This is a genomic window from Pantoea sp. SGAir0175, from assembly GCF_043547855.1.
On the sequence record NZ_CP028081.1, the window covers coordinates 3,207,071 to 3,224,759 of the forward strand.

Here is a 17,689-nt window from a genome sequence, read left to right on the forward strand (position 1 = left end):
CGCAATCGATTGCCTGGGGCGCTATTTGACCTGAGAAGCGTCAGGAGTGCAAGACACAGCGCGAAGTGGACGTGAGCGGGAGAATGAAGTGCGGGGATGTTGCCAGCAGCAGAGCGCTGTGAAGGAAACTCCCCCGGCAGCTAGCCTCGGGCAATGCTGTACTTCGCCAGAGGATAACGCCGGGAGAATTGAAAATCAGAACGCCCGCATTCTGTAGAGGGCGTAAAGGAAATAGTACGCTGTGATAGTATTCAAATTGATAATCATGTACTTCAGTTTTTCATTTTTATTCAGCAGCGTAAAAATACCTTTAGAATATTTTCCGCGCTTGATTTGATTAATTTCCTGCGCAATATCGGCAGGTGAAAACGAGGCGTGATACATGGCGGTGACAATCTGCATATCCAGTGCCAGCACGCGTTTCGAGATCGCTTTTAAAAAATGGTCGAGATTACCCGACGCGTACTTTTCCACAATCGAATCGTACAAATCGGTAAGCGACTGTTTACGCACTTTCAGTTCGCTGTACTGCACTTTACGTTTCGACAGCGATCCCGCCACATCCTCATAGTGATAAGCCGCGCCTGGGGTAATGAGAAAATTACTGACGCAGCTGAAAAACTTCAGGTTAAACAGCAGGTCCTCACTCATCGAGACGCCTTCCATGAAGCGCAGATGAAGATCGTCAATAATCTGGCGGCGATAACATTTATTATGCAGATAGCCAATGTTGTCGCTCATCTCCAGCTCGCCCAGCACGTAAGGAATATCCTGCTGGCTGAAGAATCCCGCCTGCGAGACTTTGCCGATACGGTTGTCGTTGAGATTGCCGACCATTAAGTCCACCGCTTCGGCCGGCCAGGCATTGAGATTGAGTTTGAAACTCATCAGAAAGTTATCGTCAACCCAGTCATCCGAATCGAGAAACAGGACATATTCCCCGCTGGCCTGCTGCAGCCCGCTATTACGAGCCGCACTGACGCCTGCGTTAATTTGATTAAGCACCGTAACCTGCGGATAGTGAGCAAATTCCTGCAAAATTCTGGCACTGTTATCGCGACTGCCATCGTTGACAACAATTATTTCATAGCTACTGAAGGTTTGATTTAATACGCTTTGCAGCGTACGCCGGATAGTGTTTTGCGCGTTATAGACGGGAATGATAATACTAAATAGCGTTTTTTCATTCATGATAAACTCTCTTTACTGTCTGAGGTTTTGATAGTGCTAAAGAGCTGCCATAGTTTCCTGGGGTTGAAAAAGATCAGATGAATACGCATGACCGGCTGTGCCGGGAAAAAGTAATTCAGCAGGGAGAACGATAAAAACTCGGTTAATACCACGCTCATGGCGGCACCGGTTAAGCCGAAATGCGGCACCAGCAGCAGCGACGACAGCAGGCAAATCACTAATACCGCGAAGGTTTTCTTCACCAGATAGCGATAGCCGTTATATTTAATGATGAAGCGATCCATGACGCTGCTCAGCACCGCGCACATCGCACCGAGGCTGAGTAATAACGTCGGCGCGACGGCATCAAGATATTGCTCACCGTAGAAGTCACGAATAAACCAGCCCGACAGCAGCCAGATCGCCACAATTACCGCAGCGGAAACGCCAATCACCAGCAGATGCAGTTTCTGCGCTTTGACGATCGCCTGCTGGTCATTCCGCTCGGCAAAAAATGCCGGATAAAACGACGCCAGCAGCGCGCTGGGTAAAAATACCCAGGCGGTCGACAACGTCAGCGCCACGGAAAAAATGCCCGCCTCTTTCACGCCGAGAAAATAAGAGACGCTGATTTGATTCACGCGGGTATAGAGCGCAACGGCAATCGCAGAGAAGATCAGCGACATGCCGGACACCAGCATGTAGCGCGAATACTTTTTCACGTGGCGCAGCGCCGGAAGCGGTGCACGCCGCTCATACAGCAGAAACAGCGTTAACTTGATGGTGAAAGGAATAAAGGTGGCGAGCACAATCGGAATCGCCAGCCAGGCCGGTTCCAGCTGGTAATAGGAGATCAGAAAGCGCACCGTCAGGCTGATCGCCAGACCGATGACGTTGGCAATCACATTGAGACGCGCGTTGAGCCTCGCTTCGTTGTAAATATTGACCAGGTCAATGGATGAGAACAGGCAGGCAATGGCTGCCGCGCAGATAAAGACCAGCGCGTCGGCGTTCCACTCCTCTTCCATAATCGCCATGCCAACAATCGACAGCACGCAATACAGCACCAGTACCAGCAGGAAGGTCGCCATCATCAGGCGCAGGCCGGAGTGATGATTCTGCGCGATGCGTTTCAGCAAAATCACATCGCTGCCCATCAGTGCGATGGTCTGAATAAACTGAAATACCAGCATGGCGATGGAGATAATGCCGAAGGTGGTGGGCCCGACGTATTTCGCCACGTAGGAGGTGACAAAGATCAGGCCGAATACCGCAATCAGCTTTTCGGCAATCATCCACATGGAGTTTTTTAATTTGTCTTTCACAACGCCTCCGGTGCGATTATTTCTCTGCCAGCCGGCGCAGCCGTGAAACCAGGCGCGGGCTAATGAAAAACAGCGCAAAGTACAGGCTCCACGGATTTAATAGCGGTCCGGCGGAGCACCAGCTGCGGAAACTGCGGCGATAGAGCGTGATGTATTCATCAATAAAGGCGCGGCTCAGGCTGTCGCTGTGCAGCCCTTTGTGGATGTAGGACGCCGTGACTTTTAAATAGAGGTGGTAATAACAGCGATAATGCTGGCTCGATAAAAATGCTTTCATGCCGCTGAACGAGCGGGCAAAAGAGAAATGTTTTTCCCGCAGCGCCGAACGCGTGGCGGAGTGCGTGGATTTGACGTAGTGATAAACCACCCGCTGCGTCATCACTACCTGGCGATCCTGTTGCAGATGCAGGTAGTTCATGACAAACAGCAGGTCTTCGAAATTGGCAATCTCTTCGTTGAACCGCAGCCGGTGCTGACGAATGACATCGCCGCGAAACACCTTGTCGCAGATACCGTGGCGCGGGTGGTAATAGAGCAGATCGTTAATCGCCGCCGACACCGACAGCGCGTGCGCCTGCTCACGGTTGGCGGGAAAATCCAGCGGTGCGCCGTCCGGGTTGAAGTGTTGTGACTCGCCCACCACCATCGCCGTTTCATCACTCATCAGCCGCACATACGTCGAGAAGGCCTGGGGCGGCAGAAAGTCATCGGCGTCTAAAAAACACAGCAGCCGGCCGCGCGAGGCGCGAATGCCCCGGTTGCGCGCCGCCGAGACGCCCGCGTTGGCCTGGCTGATAAGGTGAAACTGCGGATAACCGGCGTAGCGCTGCAGGATCGCCAGCGAGTCATCGCTGGAGCCGTCATTAATAAAAATGGCCTCAAAGCGAACCTCATCCTGCTGCAGCAGGCTGTCGATGCATCTTTCCAGATAAGCTGCGGCGTTATACACCGGCACAATGACGCTAATCAGCACGTCGTTAACGGGAGTTTGCATATGACCTCAAAACATAATTTATTGGGGGTTGAACCCGCCGTGACAAATAAAAATCGATACTGAACCGTTAATGCTTAACGTTTAACGGCCTATGCTTTCATGCGGCTTAACATTAATACACCGCTGTTTTCAGAGTTTCCTCAGCAAAATATGACCGCCGGAATAAGACTATTTTTCGCTGGCGCCAGATAAGAATTTCGCTATATATTCAGGTCAGGTTTATCTGGCGATTTAAAGGTTAAAAACCGCAGGCTACCGCCCCTGGCTTACAGCGACCAGCGTGCTGGAATTCTCTTTGGTGCATTTTCAGGCGTAAAGAAGGGGCGCTGCACTCCGCAGAGTTCAGTTATTTATCAGCCAGTTAGCCCCAACATCTCCTGCACAGCAACGTATTTATTGCGTTGCTGCCGGGTAAAACATTTATCAGATAGAGGTTTATTCGTTATCCTGATCGGCGCTACCTCTCCAGCTATTTTTTGCCGCATCAGGAGAACGGGAACTGCCGACCGCGGTTGAAAAGGTGCATCTTTCGACGGGCCTTCGCAACGAGCGTCACGACATTAACGATATTTGCTGTATGCCCTGCACTTTTATTACGCCGCGATGTGTGTTGCGCGGCGCGGGGTGCAAGTGGCGTTAATTCAGTCCGGCTATCGCAGCCGGACTGCAAATGGCACAAGGCCAAAAATTGCGATCTGATTCAAAACTTTTACCGCATTCTTACCAGGCGCAGTTATAAGGTCAATGCCTTCCAGACCAAAACGGAATTTACTCACCCGCCCCGCCGCCTTATTTCACGCTGACTGATTAGCATGGATAAAGCGCAACCGCGGCGATTGATAAGGGCGGCGCGCGCTGCTGACCAGGAATAAGAGCAGGGAAACCGGCGGATAAGTCCAGTAGCATCCTAAGCGGTTGTTATCGCAATGGGTTACGCCCTCGCCGTCCCGCTTAAGCAGTAATAATCTTTATTCATTCTGCTGACCTGCTATTTTTAGTAGTCGTCAAGCGCTGCCTCTATAAATTAGCGTCGTGCAGAAAAATACAGATCCTTACCGCACCACAAACTCAACTTAGCGCGATTTCATGCTGCTTATTTTAACAATCAGCGCTTCGCTGACGTGACTTAGGCCAAATATTTTTTTAAAGAAAGCCGGTAAATGCCGATAACGCTATCAGTGTATTTATCAGTGAGCCCGGAAATGATCAGCCTGCAAACCAATCTGTCTGCCCTCAACGCCAGCAAGCAATCTGCCAGAAGTGGCGCGGCGCTGGGCGATGCGATCCGCCATTTATCGTCGGGTATGCGCATCACCAGCGCGCGTGACGATGCGGCAGGTCAGGCGATTGGTAACCGTTTTAGCAGCCAGCAGAACGGCCTGGCGGTGGCGCAGCGTAATACCGGTGACGGCCTGTCACTGGTCGAAACCGCGGAAAGCGCGCTGGATGAGATCAATAACCGCCTGCAGCGGATTCGCCAGCTGGCGGTTCAGGGATTAAATAGCACCAATTCGCAGAGCGACTCGGACGCCATCCAGGCAGAGATTAACCTCAATCTGAAAGAGATTGACCGGCTCAACACCAGCAGCAGCTTTAACGGCATCAGGCTGCTGGATGGCAGCGCCGGTAAGCTGGGATTCCAGGTTGGCGCTAATGACAACGAGAAAATCAGTCTCGACCTGTCGGCGCCCGGCTTCAGCGTGGAGGCGCTGGGACTTAAGGATTTGGTGATCAGCGGCATCAGCGGCAAAGTGACCAATGTCACTACCCTCACCGGCCTCGCCACCAATATGGCGTTCAGCAACCCGGCGATCACCGTAAACTATGTGCCCGCCAGCGGCTCACCGCAGCTGGTGCGCAGTAGTGGTGATAACCGCCAGTACGTGCAGAGCAGCGACGCCGACGGCAAGCCGGTCTATTATCTGGCCGCCGTCAGTGCGCGCTGGGACACCGCCACGGCTGCCGGTAACGTCTCGATTAGCCGCAGCAATCCGGCGCCGCTGTACAGCAACGTCAGCAGCATTGCGTCGCGCACCATCCCGGCGGTTAATTTTCAGGACAGCAGCGGCAGCGCGCTGAGCACCACGCCCGCAGCCACGTTAACGCAGGATAATGGCCAGTATTATATTGAGCAGAACAACCGCTGGTATCCGGCCACGCTCAGCTTTGGCAGCAGCGGCGCGGTAACGGCACGCATGACCGGCGGTGCCGCCAAATCCGACAGCGATTTCGCCACCCTGCCGACCACGGTGACCGACACGCCAGCGATCGACACCAGCACCGCCAGCCTTAGCTTTAGCGATGCCAGCGGCAACGCGGTGAGCAATGGCCGTCTGCTGCGCACCAGCGGCGGGCAGTATGTAATGGAAGTGGATAACGGCGGCGGTAACTACCAGTATTACAACGCCGCCGTCAGCGCGACCTCGGATGGCACCAGTAATGCCCTGAGCATCGTCGCGACCAGCGCCAGCAGCATTAACAGCTTCAGTGCGGTAAACAGCGTGACCGGCACCTCTTACATCACGCTCGATCCGGCCAATGTGGATGTGCGCTATACCGATGTCGATGGCAACAGCAGTAATGATGTGCTGAAACTCGACGCCGACGGCAATTACTACATGGATGTGCCGAACGGCAATCTGGATAAAACCGCCACCTTCGTCCGCAGTGACAGCAGCGGCAACCTGATGCTGAAAACCTTGCAGGGCGTGGGTGACGTGCAGATTTACTTCCAGGCGGCTTTGTCGTCAGTGACCGATGCCTCCACCAACTTTACGACGCTGCGCGTGGCCGAGACCGGTTCAGAGATCCGCCTGAAGCATCCGGACGATCCGCTTGCCACGCTGGATCGCGCTATCGGGCAAATCGACAGTCAGCGCACCCGCCTGGGCGCCGTTGCTAACCGGCTGCTCTCGGCGCAAACGCTGCAGGGTAACGCGACCGCCGCGATTGCGGCATCGCGCTCCCGTATTGAGGATGCGGATTACGCCACGGAAGTCTCCAGCCTGTCGCGCCAGCAAATTCTGCAGCAGGCCAGCAGCGCCCTGCTGGCGCAGGCTAATCAGCTGCCGCAGCAGGTGCTGAAGTTACTGAACGCCTGATAAAGGACGTCATCCGGCTTCAGATGAGGCAGAAGCATCACGCTGCTCACGCACAAAGTCGGTGAGCGCCCGCAGTGCCGGCGGCACCAGCCGGTGTCCCGGATAGTAGAGGCAGAGCGCACCGAGGGGCACCTGCCAGCCGGGCAAGAGGTGCACCAGTCGGCCCGCCTGCACATCCGCCGCAACCTGCTGTTCCGTCATGCAGGCAATGCCCAGACCCGCCAGCGCCGCCTGGTGGATGGCGCTCATGTCGCTGGCCGCCATACGCGGCTCGCCCTGCAACCGATAACGCTGTTGCTGCTGGCTCAGCTCCCAGCGGTAAACGCTGCCGTCCGCCATGCGCATACACAGGGTTTGATGCTGATCGAGCGCCTCTGGCGTCTGCGGTGTGCCCGCGTGTGCGAGGTAAGCTGGCGCGGCCACCACAATCATGCGCATTTCCGGCGTCAGCCTGACGGCAATCATATCGCCCGGCACGTCCTCTGCCAGCCGAATGCCGGCATCGAAGCCGTCGGCCACGATATCCACCCGCTCTTTCTGGCTGTAAATATCGACGCGAATGCGTGGATAGCGCTGCAGGAACGGCAGCAATATCGATGCGTACCACAGTGCACTGCTCTCCGGCGGCACGTTGAGACGCAGCATACCGGCCGGATCGCCCGGATCGCTGCCGGCTTCCTCAGCCGCGCTGCGGATCATCGCCAGCGCTGGCACAATTTTCTCGCTGAAACGCCGTCCGGCATCGGTCAGCGCGACGCTGCGCGTGGTGCGGTTGAAAAGCCGCACGCCCAGTCGTTTCTCCAGCGCGGCAACCGCATTGGTCACCGCCGAAGGCGACATCTCGAGCTCGCTGGCCGCCGCTTTAAAGGTGCCGCGCCGCGCGACCGCCAGCACAATTTCCAGTTCAGTCAGACCTGTCCGGTTCATCAATTATTCCGTTTTGCGCAATACCCTTTGCAGGCGGAGGCGGATTATCGCCGCCGGTGGTGCGTGCTATTTTGCCGCCACGCAACATGCAAAGGAGCATAGCCATGCACATGATTGAACACATCTATATCAACGGCCAGTTTGTCACTCCTGACGGCGATGAATGGCTGGATATTATCAAACCTGCCGACGGCAGCGTAATCGGTAAAGCGCGTCTGGCCGATGCGCAGGATGCTGAACGCGCGATTGCGGCAGCCGCGGCGGCGTTTCCCGCCTTCGCCGCGACCACGGTGGCGCAGCGCATTTCCCTGCTGGAACAGATGTACCATGCGGTTAACCGCGCCGAAAGCGAGCTGCGTGCGGCGATCCTTGAGGAGTACGGCGCGCCCACCGCACGCTCCGAGTGGATGAGCCGCTATCCGGCTGATGTGATTCTGCAGGTAATTGAAGAGCTGAAACGCTATCCGTTTGTACAACAGGCAGGCCGCGCGCAGGTGCAGATGCTGCCGCTCGGCGTTGCCGGCCTGATCACACCATGGAACAGCAACGCGGGCTTTATCTGCCACAAACTGGCAACCGCGATTGCCGCAGGCTGTACCGCCGTGATCAAACCCAGCGAGTTCAGCCTGCTGCAGACCCAGGTGATCACCAGGGCGCTACACACCGCCGGTTTGCCTGCGGGGGTGTTTAATATCGTCACCGGACGCGGTGCCAGCGTCGGTGAAGCCCTGAGCCGCAGTCCGCAGGTGGCGAAAATCTCCTTCACCGGCTCGACCGCCACCGGCAAAGCGATTTTGCGTAGCGCCGCCGACACTTTTAAACGCGTCACGCTGGAGCTGGGCGGTAAATCACCGACGCTGATTTTGCCGGATGCCGATGCCGCGCAGGCGGCCGGGCTGGCGGTTCAGGCTGGCTTTATCAACAGCGGCCAGGCCTGTATTGCCGGCACGCGTATTCTGGTGCCGGAGCAGCGCAAGGCCGAGTTCGAACAGGCGCTGACGGCGGCGGTCGCTGCGGAGGTCTCCGGCGATCCGGCTGACACGCGCACCACCATCGGGCCGATGGTCAACGAGAAGCAGTGGCAGCGCGTGCAGCACTATATTGCGCTTGGCGAACAACAGGGCGCGCGCCTGCTGACCGGCGGCAGCGGCCGCCCGGACGGGCTGCACCACGGCTGGTATATCCGCCCGACGCTGTTCAGCGATGTCACCAATGAAATGCCGCTGGCGCGCGAAGAGATTTTTGGCCCGGTGCTGAGCATCCTGACCTACCGCGATGAAGCCGAAGCCATCGCCATGGCCAACGACAGCGATTACGGCCTGTCGGCACTGGTGATCGGTGCGGATGAACAGCATGCGCGCAACGTAGGAGAACAGCTGATCGCCGGCCGCGTGATGATCAACACGCTGGCTCACGAACCACGCGCGCCGTTCGGCGGTTTCCGCCACTCTGGCATAGGCCGGGAGATGGGTCAGGCGGGTATCAGCGCGTTTCTGGAACCAAGGGCGCTGATTGCTGGTTAAGGAAGATATGAACGCCGCAGTTGATCACACTGCGGCGCTCAATAAGAGATATCATTGAGCATCTGCCTGAATAAAAATCAGTTCATTCATCACATCCCCGTACCATGAGTTGTTCACTATGCGTGGGGATTTGAGATTTGCAGCCAGAGACGTCGCCCTTGCTGATCTTTGAACCCGGCCACCGCGCCGGTTTTTCGTGACTATCTACACTCATCGGCTTTCTAACAGCACTTACGTCTTAGCTCAATATTTATTGATACTGTACGCGCCCGCCCTTCGCCGGCGCTTATTTCGCCTCCTTTTGATAACGATCAATATATTACCTGAAGATGATCATTAGCATTCAACTCTTCACAAAACGGTACTGTCGCGCCTGTTGATTTAAATAAACACAAGCGTTACTCAATTATGCAACGCAGTCCTGGGCAATAAGCAACCTCTGCGAAACCTAAAAGACGATAGGACCTGGTTATGTCTGCAAGATGATTAACTAAAGGGATTATAATGAGGTTGAATTCTCTAACTTCACTAAGGTTTATTGCTGCCTTTGGCGTTTTTTTGCATCACTTTCATATGCTGAATGACTCAAAAAACCATATAATCAATTGGTTTAGTTCAATTCTTTTTGAAGGTTTTGTCGGAGTAACCTTTTTCTATGTCCTGTCTGGATTTATTATTTCCTATAGTCATAAACAGCATTGCAAAGCACGGGAATTTAAAGTCTCAGATTTCCTTTATAATCGTATAGCAAGATTATACCCGGTACATATCATAACTCTCTTTATTGCTATATATTTTTATATACCTTCATATAATTATGGTTTAATACATCTCGATCAGTTCGCCTACAACCTCTTTTTAGTACAAAGCTTGATTCCAGATCCACAGTATTTTTTTAGCTTTAACGGGGTATCGTGGAGCGTGTCAGCTGAGATGTTTTTCTATGTTGCCTTTATATTTCTGGTGACACTGAACAACAAGCAATTAATCATTTTTTTTGGGATGATGTTAGCGCTGATTGTTTACCACATGATCGCTATCCCGGACACAGCTAAATACGTTGGATGGACTTATTACATCAACCCTGCATTTCGCGTAATTGATTTTATGGCCGGAATGCTACTATTTCGTTTATACGATACGGGTAAGTTAATTGTCAGAGATAAATTTGCCACCGCTATGGAGTTTGGATCGCTAATCATCCTGACAGCCGCGATGGCTTATGGCATGAAAAACGTTGGCATGAAGTACCGTTACGACCTGTTTTATCTCATACCGATGATGTTTATCGTCTACATTTTTTCTTATGGAAAGGGAGTAATTTCACGGGTCATAAGTTACAGGCCAGTAGTTTTTTTAGGTGAAGCCTCATTCTCGCTATATATGATACACCAGATTTGCATTTACGTGGCAAGCAATAATTATAAATATAATCTGGACAGCATGGCTTCGACATTTTTCTTCATGGCCTTCACGATGGGTATAACGATAGGAATAAGTTGCATACTTTATCACTTCTATGAAAAACCCATTAATGACAGCCTTAGAAAATTAAGGTATAGAAATAGAAAATAAGAAAATTTTAGCACGATGAGTTAAGGCTTAATTAACTATGTTAAACACATCCATATGATGATAAAATTACCCCTATAATGATGTATATTTTATGGGTGATATTTCATGAAATTGAAAAAAATTGCATTCCTTAAAACTTTAGGCGTGATGGGGTCTTTATGTGGGATTATTGCGACAGCATTCGCAATCTATGCTCACTACAACCCGACTGGCCCTTCCACTCAGAGACATGACAATATCATGGGAAGCTGGCTCTCTGACTATTCTTATACTGAAAAAGGAAATACCGTTAGGGTTAATGGCAAAACAACATTTTTTTCAAATGGAAAATATAACTTCCACGGTAATATATCCATTAACTCATCTGCTTCAGGAAAGGATATATTTATTGATTATCTTTCTGATGGTGCAGGAGACTGGGAACTATATGATAAGGAGTTAATTACATCTTTAAATATTTTGAAAACAAGGCCTGTTAAGCTGGTATTTAATAACCTTGAAGTTGACCCAATTAAAATGGAAATGATTAACAATAAAAAATTACCAACTATTGAAGATGATATGGCCAATGGATAAAACCAGGCTTATAAAATAACAAAGCATACAGAGGGTCAGCTGACGCTGGAAGTTATTAACGAAACTGGAAATAATTTTAAATTTACAATGAAAAAAGAAAATTCATTATGATGGTAATCTTAAGCCACCATCATCACCACCGAAATAAGCATCTGACTCAAATTCTATTATAACGAGCTTATAAAACCCTAATTTTTTTGTTGATAGTCATAAATAGTGCATTCTCTTTCCCACTCAATACATCTATAATATTTGACATATTATTTTTTAAATCTAACGCTTCGAGATATTTAAATAGAGATGAAAACATTGCTCACATCGAGGTGTATTTATGATGTCACAGAGTGATAGAGCGGTTTAATTAAATAGTTAACGAGGGGGATTTATGGCCGGTATTGGCTATTCGGTAGGTAAGTCTATTGACGACTTTTTGATCGGCGACTTGAACGGCGCAATGCTACACGCATGTATGGCCGTTGATGGTACTTCGAAAAAAACGCACCCGGAAATGTACCGACACCGCACGAGATTTATAACAACGTTGCGCGAAAACTACTCTATCCTCCGTCCAATGTCTTTTCCTGGTTTAGACATTGAGCAAATAAAGTGGCCTGTTAAGATCTCTGCGGACCAAAAGCCTGACGAATGGCCTGACACAGCTGAGGTAATTTATGGTGTCCACCGCTGTGCACATGGTCACGGTGACGATCTACCTGAGGGTTTCGAATTAATGCCTGATGTGCTCCACGGTGATACTAACAGCACAAGTTTGATAGCCGCGCCGGGTAGTGTGCAAATTTCTGATAGGGTGATCTTTGGCTTGCTGGCAATTGCCGTACTTGCTCCAGTAAATCATGATTTGAGCACTAAGGACGGACACTGGTTATCGCTCAACCACATACAATTTATCATTAACGAATGGTGGGGTAAGCGGGATGAGTTTTTAGCCATAGCCGCACCGCATGATACACAGCGCGTTAATTTGGATTTGGGTAACTGGTATTCACAGGTGAATTCAGAAACGCAGCTTTAAAAGGATTCTCTTATTATCTAACTGAGGAATGAACACGAAAAAGCTAACGACCGCCCTTATATTGTGTCTGCTAGCGGCTAAGGCATCAGCCGTGCCAATTACGTTGATACTGTCTGATGAATCAAAAAACTCGTGATAAAACGTAGCTACATCAGACCTGACTGGTCGGCTTGATGTTTAAGGTTTGGTTGTGTGGTGCCGGAAACAGGAGTCGAACCTGCGACCTTCGCATTACGAATGCGCTGCTCTACCAACTGAGCTATACCGGCATTGAGGCGGGAACTACGGGGAGTAAACATAGAAAAATCGGGGGGATGAGTCAAGATGGTGCCGGTTAAGTGCTGCGTTTTTCAGCATCACCCGGGCTGGTCTTACGATTTTGACGCGGAGAAACCGCCGCGAATAGCGCCCTCTCGCGCCAGACACAAAAAAAGGCGAGGCCGCAGCCTCGCCAAAAGGTGCTGGCCTCAATCGTAATAAGGAAGCTTACGATCGACACCGTTGATATTGACCAGCACAAAGCCCGTCGGCGTGGTTTTATTGGTCGGCGTACCTGCTGCCGTCGCGACGGTAAGCACGCCTTTCTCGTTAGCCCCAATACCCGCGACGCCATTGTGCAGGCCAAAGCGCGCCGCCGGTTTGAGGGTGCCCATTTTGGTGGTATCCGTCACCACCGAGAAATCAGGCTGGAACAGCGAGCATGAGCCGGCTTCAAAACGCGTCGGACCGGTAGTCTTCAGGTTAATCAGCGTGTCGCCGCTGTTGGCGCGCAGCTTCACCCACACCACGGCATACGTGGTGCCGACGCGGCTGTAGCGAATATCCAGCACCGCCGGCTGCCCCATATGGCAGGCGTCAGCCCATACCGTTTCCAGCCGCTGCAGGTTAATCCACGTTTTCCCGGTGCCCGCCAGATTGACCGGCGAGGCGGCCGTTCCGGTTGGCTGGGTGGCGTCGGCTTTACCAATTAGCTCCATCACCCACTGCTGATTCGCCGTCGGGAAGAACAGCTGGCCAAGGCGATACCAGTTATCGGTGTCGGTATTGTTGGTGACTTTGTGGCCGCTGTAATAGCCCGCGCGGAATGAGCCGGTGATCAGCGTGCCGTGATGCTCTTCGCGGCGATAGCCGTAGTCAAAGGTCGACAGCCAGCGCGTGCCCGCCAGATCGTTCGAGATCTTCGCTCCGGACTGCAGGCCAATCTGGCGCATGATGACGCGCGCATTATTGAGATTGAACGGCGTGCCGCAATCCTCAATGTTCAGCGTATCAATGCTCCAGGCACCGTCCGACAGATCGCCCGGATTACGCGTGTGCTCAATCCACACGTTACGCATGATGCCCTGCGTCACGCGCGGCATGTACAGCGTGGCGTCGCCATAGCCGGTCTGGAAGTTACAGTTGCAGATCTCGATAGCCGTTGAGTGGTCCCACTTGCCGTTTGGCGAGTTCGACCAGCCAATGTCAAACACCCGGCCATAGGTCCACAGCGTGTAGATCTGGTCAAATTTACTGTCGAGCGTATCCAGCGCTTTAATCACCGTGCCGCCGCTGTTTTGCGCGCGGAAACAGTAAATATTTAACGTGGTGCCTTCGATGCAGGTGTTTTCGAAGAACGGCTGCACGTTGGTACACATCTCGGCGGTAATGGTACCTTTGTTGGTGGTGACGTCGGCCGATGCCTGACCGTGCCAGGTGATGCCTTTGATCGCGGTCCGCCGTGCCTTCACTTTGAACACCGTGCTGGCACTTTTGTCGGAGATGATGGTGGTGCGCGGCAGCGAACCCAGCTCCACGTCATCCCCCTGCAGACCAAAAAAGGCGATCTCGGTAGCGCTGATGTCGATCGGGTTAATCAGGAATTTACCGCCCGGGAAACGCACCGGCAGGTCACGGATATTACCGCTGTAGCCCTGCGTCCACGCCAGCATGCGGTTAAAGGCGTCGGTATCGTTAGCGTAACCGTCCCCTTTCGCGCCGAAGTGGTAGACGTTGACGTCGGCCGGATCGTTGATCACGCGTTTCCAGTAAAAGCCATTGCCGACCGCCAGCGTACCGCCGTCATCGGCGGCCGTGGTGGTGCCGATAAAGCCGGTGAAATCACCGCCGCCACGGAAGGTGGAGTCCGGGTTATAGCGGCGCAGGAACGCCAGATCGCCGTTTTTGGCCGGCACAGTGGTACGCAGTTCAGCAAAAGAGTTAACTTCGATCATCTTAGCCTCCTCGGCATTTCAGGTTTGCAATACAAAGCGAGAGAACAGCGTCAGTGCGCCGCCGGGCGGCAGTGCTGGTCCCAGAGATCGTTGTGGTTGTTGATGGCGCGCACGGTGCGAATGTCCATGCGTTCGGCGTCATTGCCGTGGGTGTAAATCGGGGAAAATAACGAACAGGCGGAGTCGATAACGACGGGCGCCTCAGGGTTGGTGGTATTTCGACTGCTGCAGCTTGTCACGAGCAGCAGCGTCATCAAGATTACCGTTGCGGGTTTCCACACGTCTGGCCTCCTCACGCAGCTGTTGCTGCTGCTGATTAACTTCAACCGCCTGCGCGGCGGTCTTTTTGGCCTGCGCAACATCAGCTTTCGCCTGCTGCTGCACCTTGCCGATTTTTTTGCCGCCGGCGTAGCTGGCAATCAGCGCGGCAATCACGCCGCCAATCGCCGCCAGCCAGTGCCAGCTGCCGGCAAGCTGAGAAAGAAGAAAGCTCATGGTTTGTCCTCCAGCGTTTTTCTCTGCTCCACCAGGTTCTTCTGACGTACGAACTGCGCCAGTACGCCCATCGCCACCATGAAGGCGCCGATCAGGCCGAGATAGTTGTGCGGCAGGATCTCTTTGATATCCGCCGGCAGCGCGTTCCACGCATCCAGCGCTGACGAGGGAAAAGACTGCACCCAGGCGCTGAGCATCGAACCCAGCGACGCCAGCCACACCGACCAGGTTTTAAACAGCAGGCGCGCGTGTTTAACAAACTCCAGCGTGGTGAAGCGCTGCAGCAACAGCAGCAGGATGATGGCCGCCAGTACGGCGATAACGAACAACAGCCAGCGCATGTTCATAACAGCCCCCGATAAATGTCGTAGGTGCCCGTGCGCATCACTTCGGCATGACGCCGGGCGCGCCCCGCAGTTTGCCGCGCCCACAGGCTGTCGAGCATGGCGTTCGCCGCCGCGTCGAAATCGCGTTGCGTCACCGCGGTGAGCATGCCGCGAAACAGCGCCAGACCGTCAACGCCCATCTGGTAGGCCATGCTGATCAGCACATCGCTGCGCGCTTCATTGCATTGACTCAGTGCCTGCTGCAGCAGCGCGCGCTGCTGCATCTCCTGCACCTTGCCCTCAACGATGCACTGCTTCCACACGTCGCCAACGCGGCGCGGCACGCGGAAGATATAGTGGCTGAGCGACGCGCCTTTCGGCCCGATGCGAATACCGCCCGCAACGGTGGGAAACCCCTGCGTGTCGAGGTAAGGCGCTTCGCGGTATCCCTCTTCGAAATTCAAAATGGCAATGATTTGGCTCATAACGGTTCCTCTTTGACGGGCGCAACGGCATGAAAAGCTGCGCAAATAACCACAACACATAAACCTCGCTGATCGGTTGCGCCGGGCGACAGGCAGCCGTTAAGCGCAACGCTCAAGCGCAACTAAACAGTGAGGAAAGGTGAAACGTTCCGTTCAGAACTGGGAAAACAGCAGAGAATTAACGCACGGCGTACAGATGAACGTGGGGCAAACAGCAGTTATCAAAGCTGGGGTTGTCGTTGCAGGGCCGCGTAGGCGCCAGTACTGCGCGGTCTACCCGGGAGCGGATTTCCCGCTGGCAGATGCGCTCGGCGGTGCGCAGGGTGATCTCATCACACTCCAGGCCCAGGGCACTGTCGATGCTGCGCTTCAGGCGGCTGAGCGGCTGACGCCGCCGGTGGCGACGGGTGCGCGCGTTTCCGCTAAAGACTGATTTGCCATATTGAATAATCGCCATAACTCCTCCTGTGAATGAGTCTTTGGCGATGGGGTGGTGAGCACGGCGATTCGGCACAGACCGGGACGTCCGTGGCCCCTCTGCAATCACCCGCAACTGGCTTGCCCGGCCGTAAAAAACGGCCAGGTATAAGCAGAGGAGAGTGAAAGCAGAGGACAACTGACGACGCTGCTAAGTGCGTATCCACCCCATCCCAAAATTCACTGACTTTGGGTGGGTTGTCTCGCGCTTGTGCAGCGCCTCAATTGTTTAAGAGCGGGCTCATCCGGGAGCAGAGATGTCGTCCATCTATGGTCAAATTATTAACAGGTTCTAATGCATTGGCAAACACTGACAGTTAATTTTTTATTTACCGACAGTTAAATTTTTGATTTCAGCCGGATTATTTTTTTGCCGGTTAACGCACTGCTGCTCAGCCCAGAATCTGATAGTCACGCGCCTGGCTCATGATGACGCGGGCAATCACCTGCAGCGACGCCGCTTCGTCCAGCGTCAGGTACCAGGTCTCGTAGCGTTTGTTGTCGGAGATCACCGCCACCTTCTTGTGCTGTAACTGCAGCCGCTTGAGGTAGAGCTGGTTGTCGAGATTGAACAGATAGATGCCGTCGCCGTCGAAGCGGTGCACGCTGATATCGACAAACAGCTGATCGCGCGGAGCAAAAGTACCGGCCATGGAGTCACTGTTCAGGGCAATCAGCCGGATATTTTCGGCCGGACGACCGTTAAACAGCACGCGCGCCTCATCCAGACCGTATTCAATCGCCTGAATGGTCTCGACCAGTTCGTCGCGCGCGACAATACCCTGTGCGCTGCGTTGCCCGATGTCCAGGCTTTCGACGCGGAACATGTGCTGCGGATCGATCAGGCGCTGACGGGCAAGCGCCACATCCGGTTTTTCCATGCCGAACTGCAGCCACTCCACGCGCACGCCTAACAGCTGGCTGAGCGCCAGCAGATTACTGTCATCCGGAATGGATTGCGCGTTAAACCATTTCCAGACCCCTGGAGTTGAGATCCTGCATCCCCGTTGTTGCAGTGCCTGAGCGACCTGTTTGTTCCGTCCATGTCCGACAATTCCCGCGCTCTCGCATGCGGCAATCAGCCTGGCAGTAAAAGCTTGTCTCGTACTCTCTTTTTTAACCATCAGTTAATAGTCTGCCATCAGTAAAAGACTGAATGTTATTTTCATTTTTGCTACCAGTTCATTTTATATTACCGCTAGTTTACTACCCAACCGCTTTTATCAATAAAGCTGGACGATCATTATCCTCTTCGCCCTGGTGGAAACCAGTAATGAATCTCTGACAGCTTGTTCTGGCTGGGGTTTTCAGGATTGTTCTGTAACGCTGAGACCAGCACCCACAGCAAAAAATGGGCGAAAAGCCGCAGGCGCGCCACAGATGACAGGAATAAAACGAAAAGCTCTGGAAATAACTGGATCGAAAGCGATCAAAAAGGGCACCGCGTCAGGTGCCCATTATGATGCCGG

General features: G+C 53.2%; 16 protein-coding genes and 1 tRNA gene. 5 read left to right on the forward strand and 12 right to left on the reverse strand.

From position 1 onward, the window contains the following. Positions 1–195: 195 nt before the first annotated feature. Genes C1N56_RS15130 through C1N56_RS15140 form a run of 3 tightly spaced genes read right to left on the reverse strand, consistent with a single transcriptional unit; the run spans position 196 to position 3,489 of the window. Positions 196–1,191 (reverse strand): glycosyltransferase family 2 protein, encoded by a 996-nt coding sequence (locus C1N56_RS15130; protein ID WP_394516832.1) that lies wholly within the window; start codon positions 1,189–1,191, stop codon positions 196–198. Next, a complete protein-coding gene (locus C1N56_RS15135) occupies positions 1,188–2,495 on the reverse strand; it encodes an oligosaccharide flippase family protein (RefSeq protein ID WP_394516833.1) in 1,308 nt (435 codons plus the stop codon). The genes C1N56_RS15130 and C1N56_RS15135 overlap by 4 nt, the downstream gene beginning before the upstream one ends. A gap of 16 nt (positions 2,496–2,511) precedes the next feature. After that, complete coding sequence (locus C1N56_RS15140) at positions 2,512–3,489, reverse strand: glycosyltransferase family 2 protein (protein ID WP_059011021.1); 978 nt, start codon at positions 3,487–3,489, stop codon at positions 2,512–2,514. A gap of 1,202 nt (positions 3,490–4,691) precedes the next feature. On the opposite strand from C1N56_RS15140, the gene C1N56_RS15145 reads away from it, so the two are divergent. Further along, entirely contained in the window at positions 4,692–6,590 is a 1,899-nt protein-coding gene (locus C1N56_RS15145) for a flagellin N-terminal helical domain-containing protein (RefSeq protein WP_394516834.1), read from the forward strand. Between the two features lie 9 nt (positions 6,591–6,599). Here C1N56_RS15145 and C1N56_RS15150 read toward each other — a convergent pair whose 3' ends face one another. After that, a complete protein-coding gene (locus tag C1N56_RS15150; protein WP_336701387.1) occupies positions 6,600–7,517 on the reverse strand; it encodes a LysR family transcriptional regulator in 918 nt (305 codons plus the stop codon). Between the two features lie 104 nt (positions 7,518–7,621). Here C1N56_RS15150 and C1N56_RS15155 point away from each other — a divergent pair, with 104 nt between their 5' ends. The 4 genes from C1N56_RS15155 (at position 7,622) to C1N56_RS15170 (ending at position 12,224) form a co-directional block, all read left to right on the forward strand. Further along, a complete protein-coding gene (locus C1N56_RS15155) occupies positions 7,622–9,040 on the forward strand; it encodes an aldehyde dehydrogenase family protein (RefSeq protein WP_394516835.1) in 1,419 nt (472 codons plus the stop codon). A gap of 504 nt (positions 9,041–9,544) precedes the next feature. Continuing rightward, positions 9,545–10,615, forward strand: coding sequence for an acyltransferase family protein (locus C1N56_RS15160; RefSeq protein WP_394516836.1), 1,071 nt, complete (start codon positions 9,545–9,547; stop codon positions 10,613–10,615). 105 nt (positions 10,616–10,720) lie between these two features. Then, the gene (locus C1N56_RS15165) at positions 10,721–11,191 is read left to right on the forward strand and encodes a hypothetical protein (RefSeq protein WP_394516837.1); all 471 of its coding nucleotides are present in this window, start codon (positions 10,721–10,723) and stop codon (positions 11,189–11,191) included. Positions 11,192–11,576: 385 nt separating this feature from the next. Then, on the forward strand, positions 11,577–12,224 hold the full coding sequence (locus C1N56_RS15170; RefSeq protein WP_127833723.1) for a hypothetical protein: 648 nt from the start codon (positions 11,577–11,579) through the stop codon (positions 12,222–12,224). A gap of 193 nt (positions 12,225–12,417) precedes the next feature. Here the strand turns inward: C1N56_RS15170 and C1N56_RS15175 are convergent. The 8 genes from C1N56_RS15175 to C1N56_RS15210 form a co-directional block, all read right to left on the reverse strand. Further along, a tRNA-Thr gene (locus C1N56_RS15175) sits at positions 12,418–12,493 on the reverse strand. 198 nt (positions 12,494–12,691) lie between these two features. Then, on the reverse strand, positions 12,692–14,437 hold the full coding sequence (locus C1N56_RS15180; protein ID WP_394516838.1) for an amylovoran biosynthesis protein AmsF: 1,746 nt from the start codon (positions 14,435–14,437) through the stop codon (positions 12,692–12,694). A gap of 50 nt (positions 14,438–14,487) precedes the next feature. Next, entirely contained in the window at positions 14,488–14,691 is a 204-nt protein-coding gene (locus C1N56_RS15185; protein WP_125310414.1) for a hypothetical protein, read from the reverse strand. Next, positions 14,639–14,932 (reverse strand): hypothetical protein, encoded by a 294-nt coding sequence (locus tag C1N56_RS15190; protein ID WP_136547604.1) that lies wholly within the window; start codon positions 14,930–14,932, stop codon positions 14,639–14,641. Before C1N56_RS15190 ends, C1N56_RS15185 begins: the two co-directional genes overlap by 53 nt. Then, entirely contained in the window at positions 14,929–15,273 is a 345-nt protein-coding gene (locus tag C1N56_RS15195; protein ID WP_031279668.1) for a DUF7940 domain-containing protein, read from the reverse strand. Before C1N56_RS15195 ends, C1N56_RS15190 begins: the two co-directional genes overlap by 4 nt. 2 nt (positions 15,274–15,275) lie before the next feature. Then, the gene (locus tag C1N56_RS15200) at positions 15,276–15,743 is read right to left on the reverse strand and encodes a lysozyme family protein (protein ID WP_059011010.1); all 468 of its coding nucleotides are present in this window, start codon (positions 15,741–15,743) and stop codon (positions 15,276–15,278) included. 178 nt (positions 15,744–15,921) lie between these two features. Beyond that, complete coding sequence (locus C1N56_RS15205; RefSeq protein ID WP_021507273.1) at positions 15,922–16,200, reverse strand: transcriptional antitermination N peptide; 279 nt, start codon at positions 16,198–16,200, stop codon at positions 15,922–15,924. A 412-nt stretch (positions 16,201–16,612) separates the two neighbouring features. Next, positions 16,613–17,344, reverse strand: a complete 732-nt coding sequence (locus C1N56_RS15210; protein ID WP_031279669.1) for a S24 family peptidase — start codon at positions 17,342–17,344, stop codon at positions 16,613–16,615. Between the last annotated feature and the right edge of the window lie 345 nt (positions 17,345–17,689).

Excerpts from the sequence above, each read along its gene's own strand:
- C1N56_RS15165 (WP_394516837.1), top strand. The coding sequence starts at position 10,721 with ATGAAATTGAAAAAAATTGCATTCCTTAAAACTTTAGGCGTGATGGGG.
- C1N56_RS15130 (WP_394516832.1), bottom strand. The coding sequence starts at position 1,191 with ATGAATGAAAAAACGCTATTTAGTATTATCATTCCCGTCTATAACGCG.
- C1N56_RS15200 (WP_059011010.1), bottom strand. The coding sequence starts at position 15,743 with ATGAGCCAAATCATTGCCATTTTGAATTTCGAAGAGGGATACCGCGAA.
- C1N56_RS15160 (WP_394516836.1), top strand. The coding sequence starts at position 9,545 with ATGAGGTTGAATTCTCTAACTTCACTAAGGTTTATTGCTGCCTTTGGC.
- C1N56_RS15195 (WP_031279668.1), bottom strand. The coding sequence starts at position 15,273 with ATGCGCTGGCTGTTGTTCGTTATCGCCGTACTGGCGGCCATCATCCTG.
- C1N56_RS15210 (WP_031279669.1), bottom strand. The coding sequence starts at position 17,344 with ATGGTTAAAAAAGAGAGTACGAGACAAGCTTTTACTGCCAGGCTGATT.
- C1N56_RS15155 (WP_394516835.1), top strand. The coding sequence starts at position 7,622 with ATGCACATGATTGAACACATCTATATCAACGGCCAGTTTGTCACTCCT.
- C1N56_RS15145 (WP_394516834.1), top strand. The coding sequence starts at position 4,692 with ATGATCAGCCTGCAAACCAATCTGTCTGCCCTCAACGCCAGCAAGCAA.
- C1N56_RS15150 (WP_336701387.1), bottom strand. The coding sequence starts at position 7,517 with ATGAACCGGACAGGTCTGACTGAACTGGAAATTGTGCTGGCGGTCGCG.
- C1N56_RS15205 (WP_021507273.1), bottom strand. The coding sequence starts at position 16,200 with ATGGCGATTATTCAATATGGCAAATCAGTCTTTAGCGGAAACGCGCGC.
- C1N56_RS15185 (WP_125310414.1), bottom strand. The coding sequence starts at position 14,691 with ATGACGCTGCTGCTCGTGACAAGCTGCAGCAGTCGAAATACCACCAAC.
- C1N56_RS15170 (WP_127833723.1), top strand. The coding sequence starts at position 11,577 with ATGGCCGGTATTGGCTATTCGGTAGGTAAGTCTATTGACGACTTTTTG.
- C1N56_RS15140 (WP_059011021.1), bottom strand. The coding sequence starts at position 3,489 with ATGCAAACTCCCGTTAACGACGTGCTGATTAGCGTCATTGTGCCGGTG.
- C1N56_RS15190 (WP_136547604.1), bottom strand. The coding sequence starts at position 14,932 with ATGAGCTTTCTTCTTTCTCAGCTTGCCGGCAGCTGGCACTGGCTGGCG.
- C1N56_RS15180 (WP_394516838.1), bottom strand. The coding sequence starts at position 14,437 with ATGATCGAAGTTAACTCTTTTGCTGAACTGCGTACCACTGTGCCGGCC.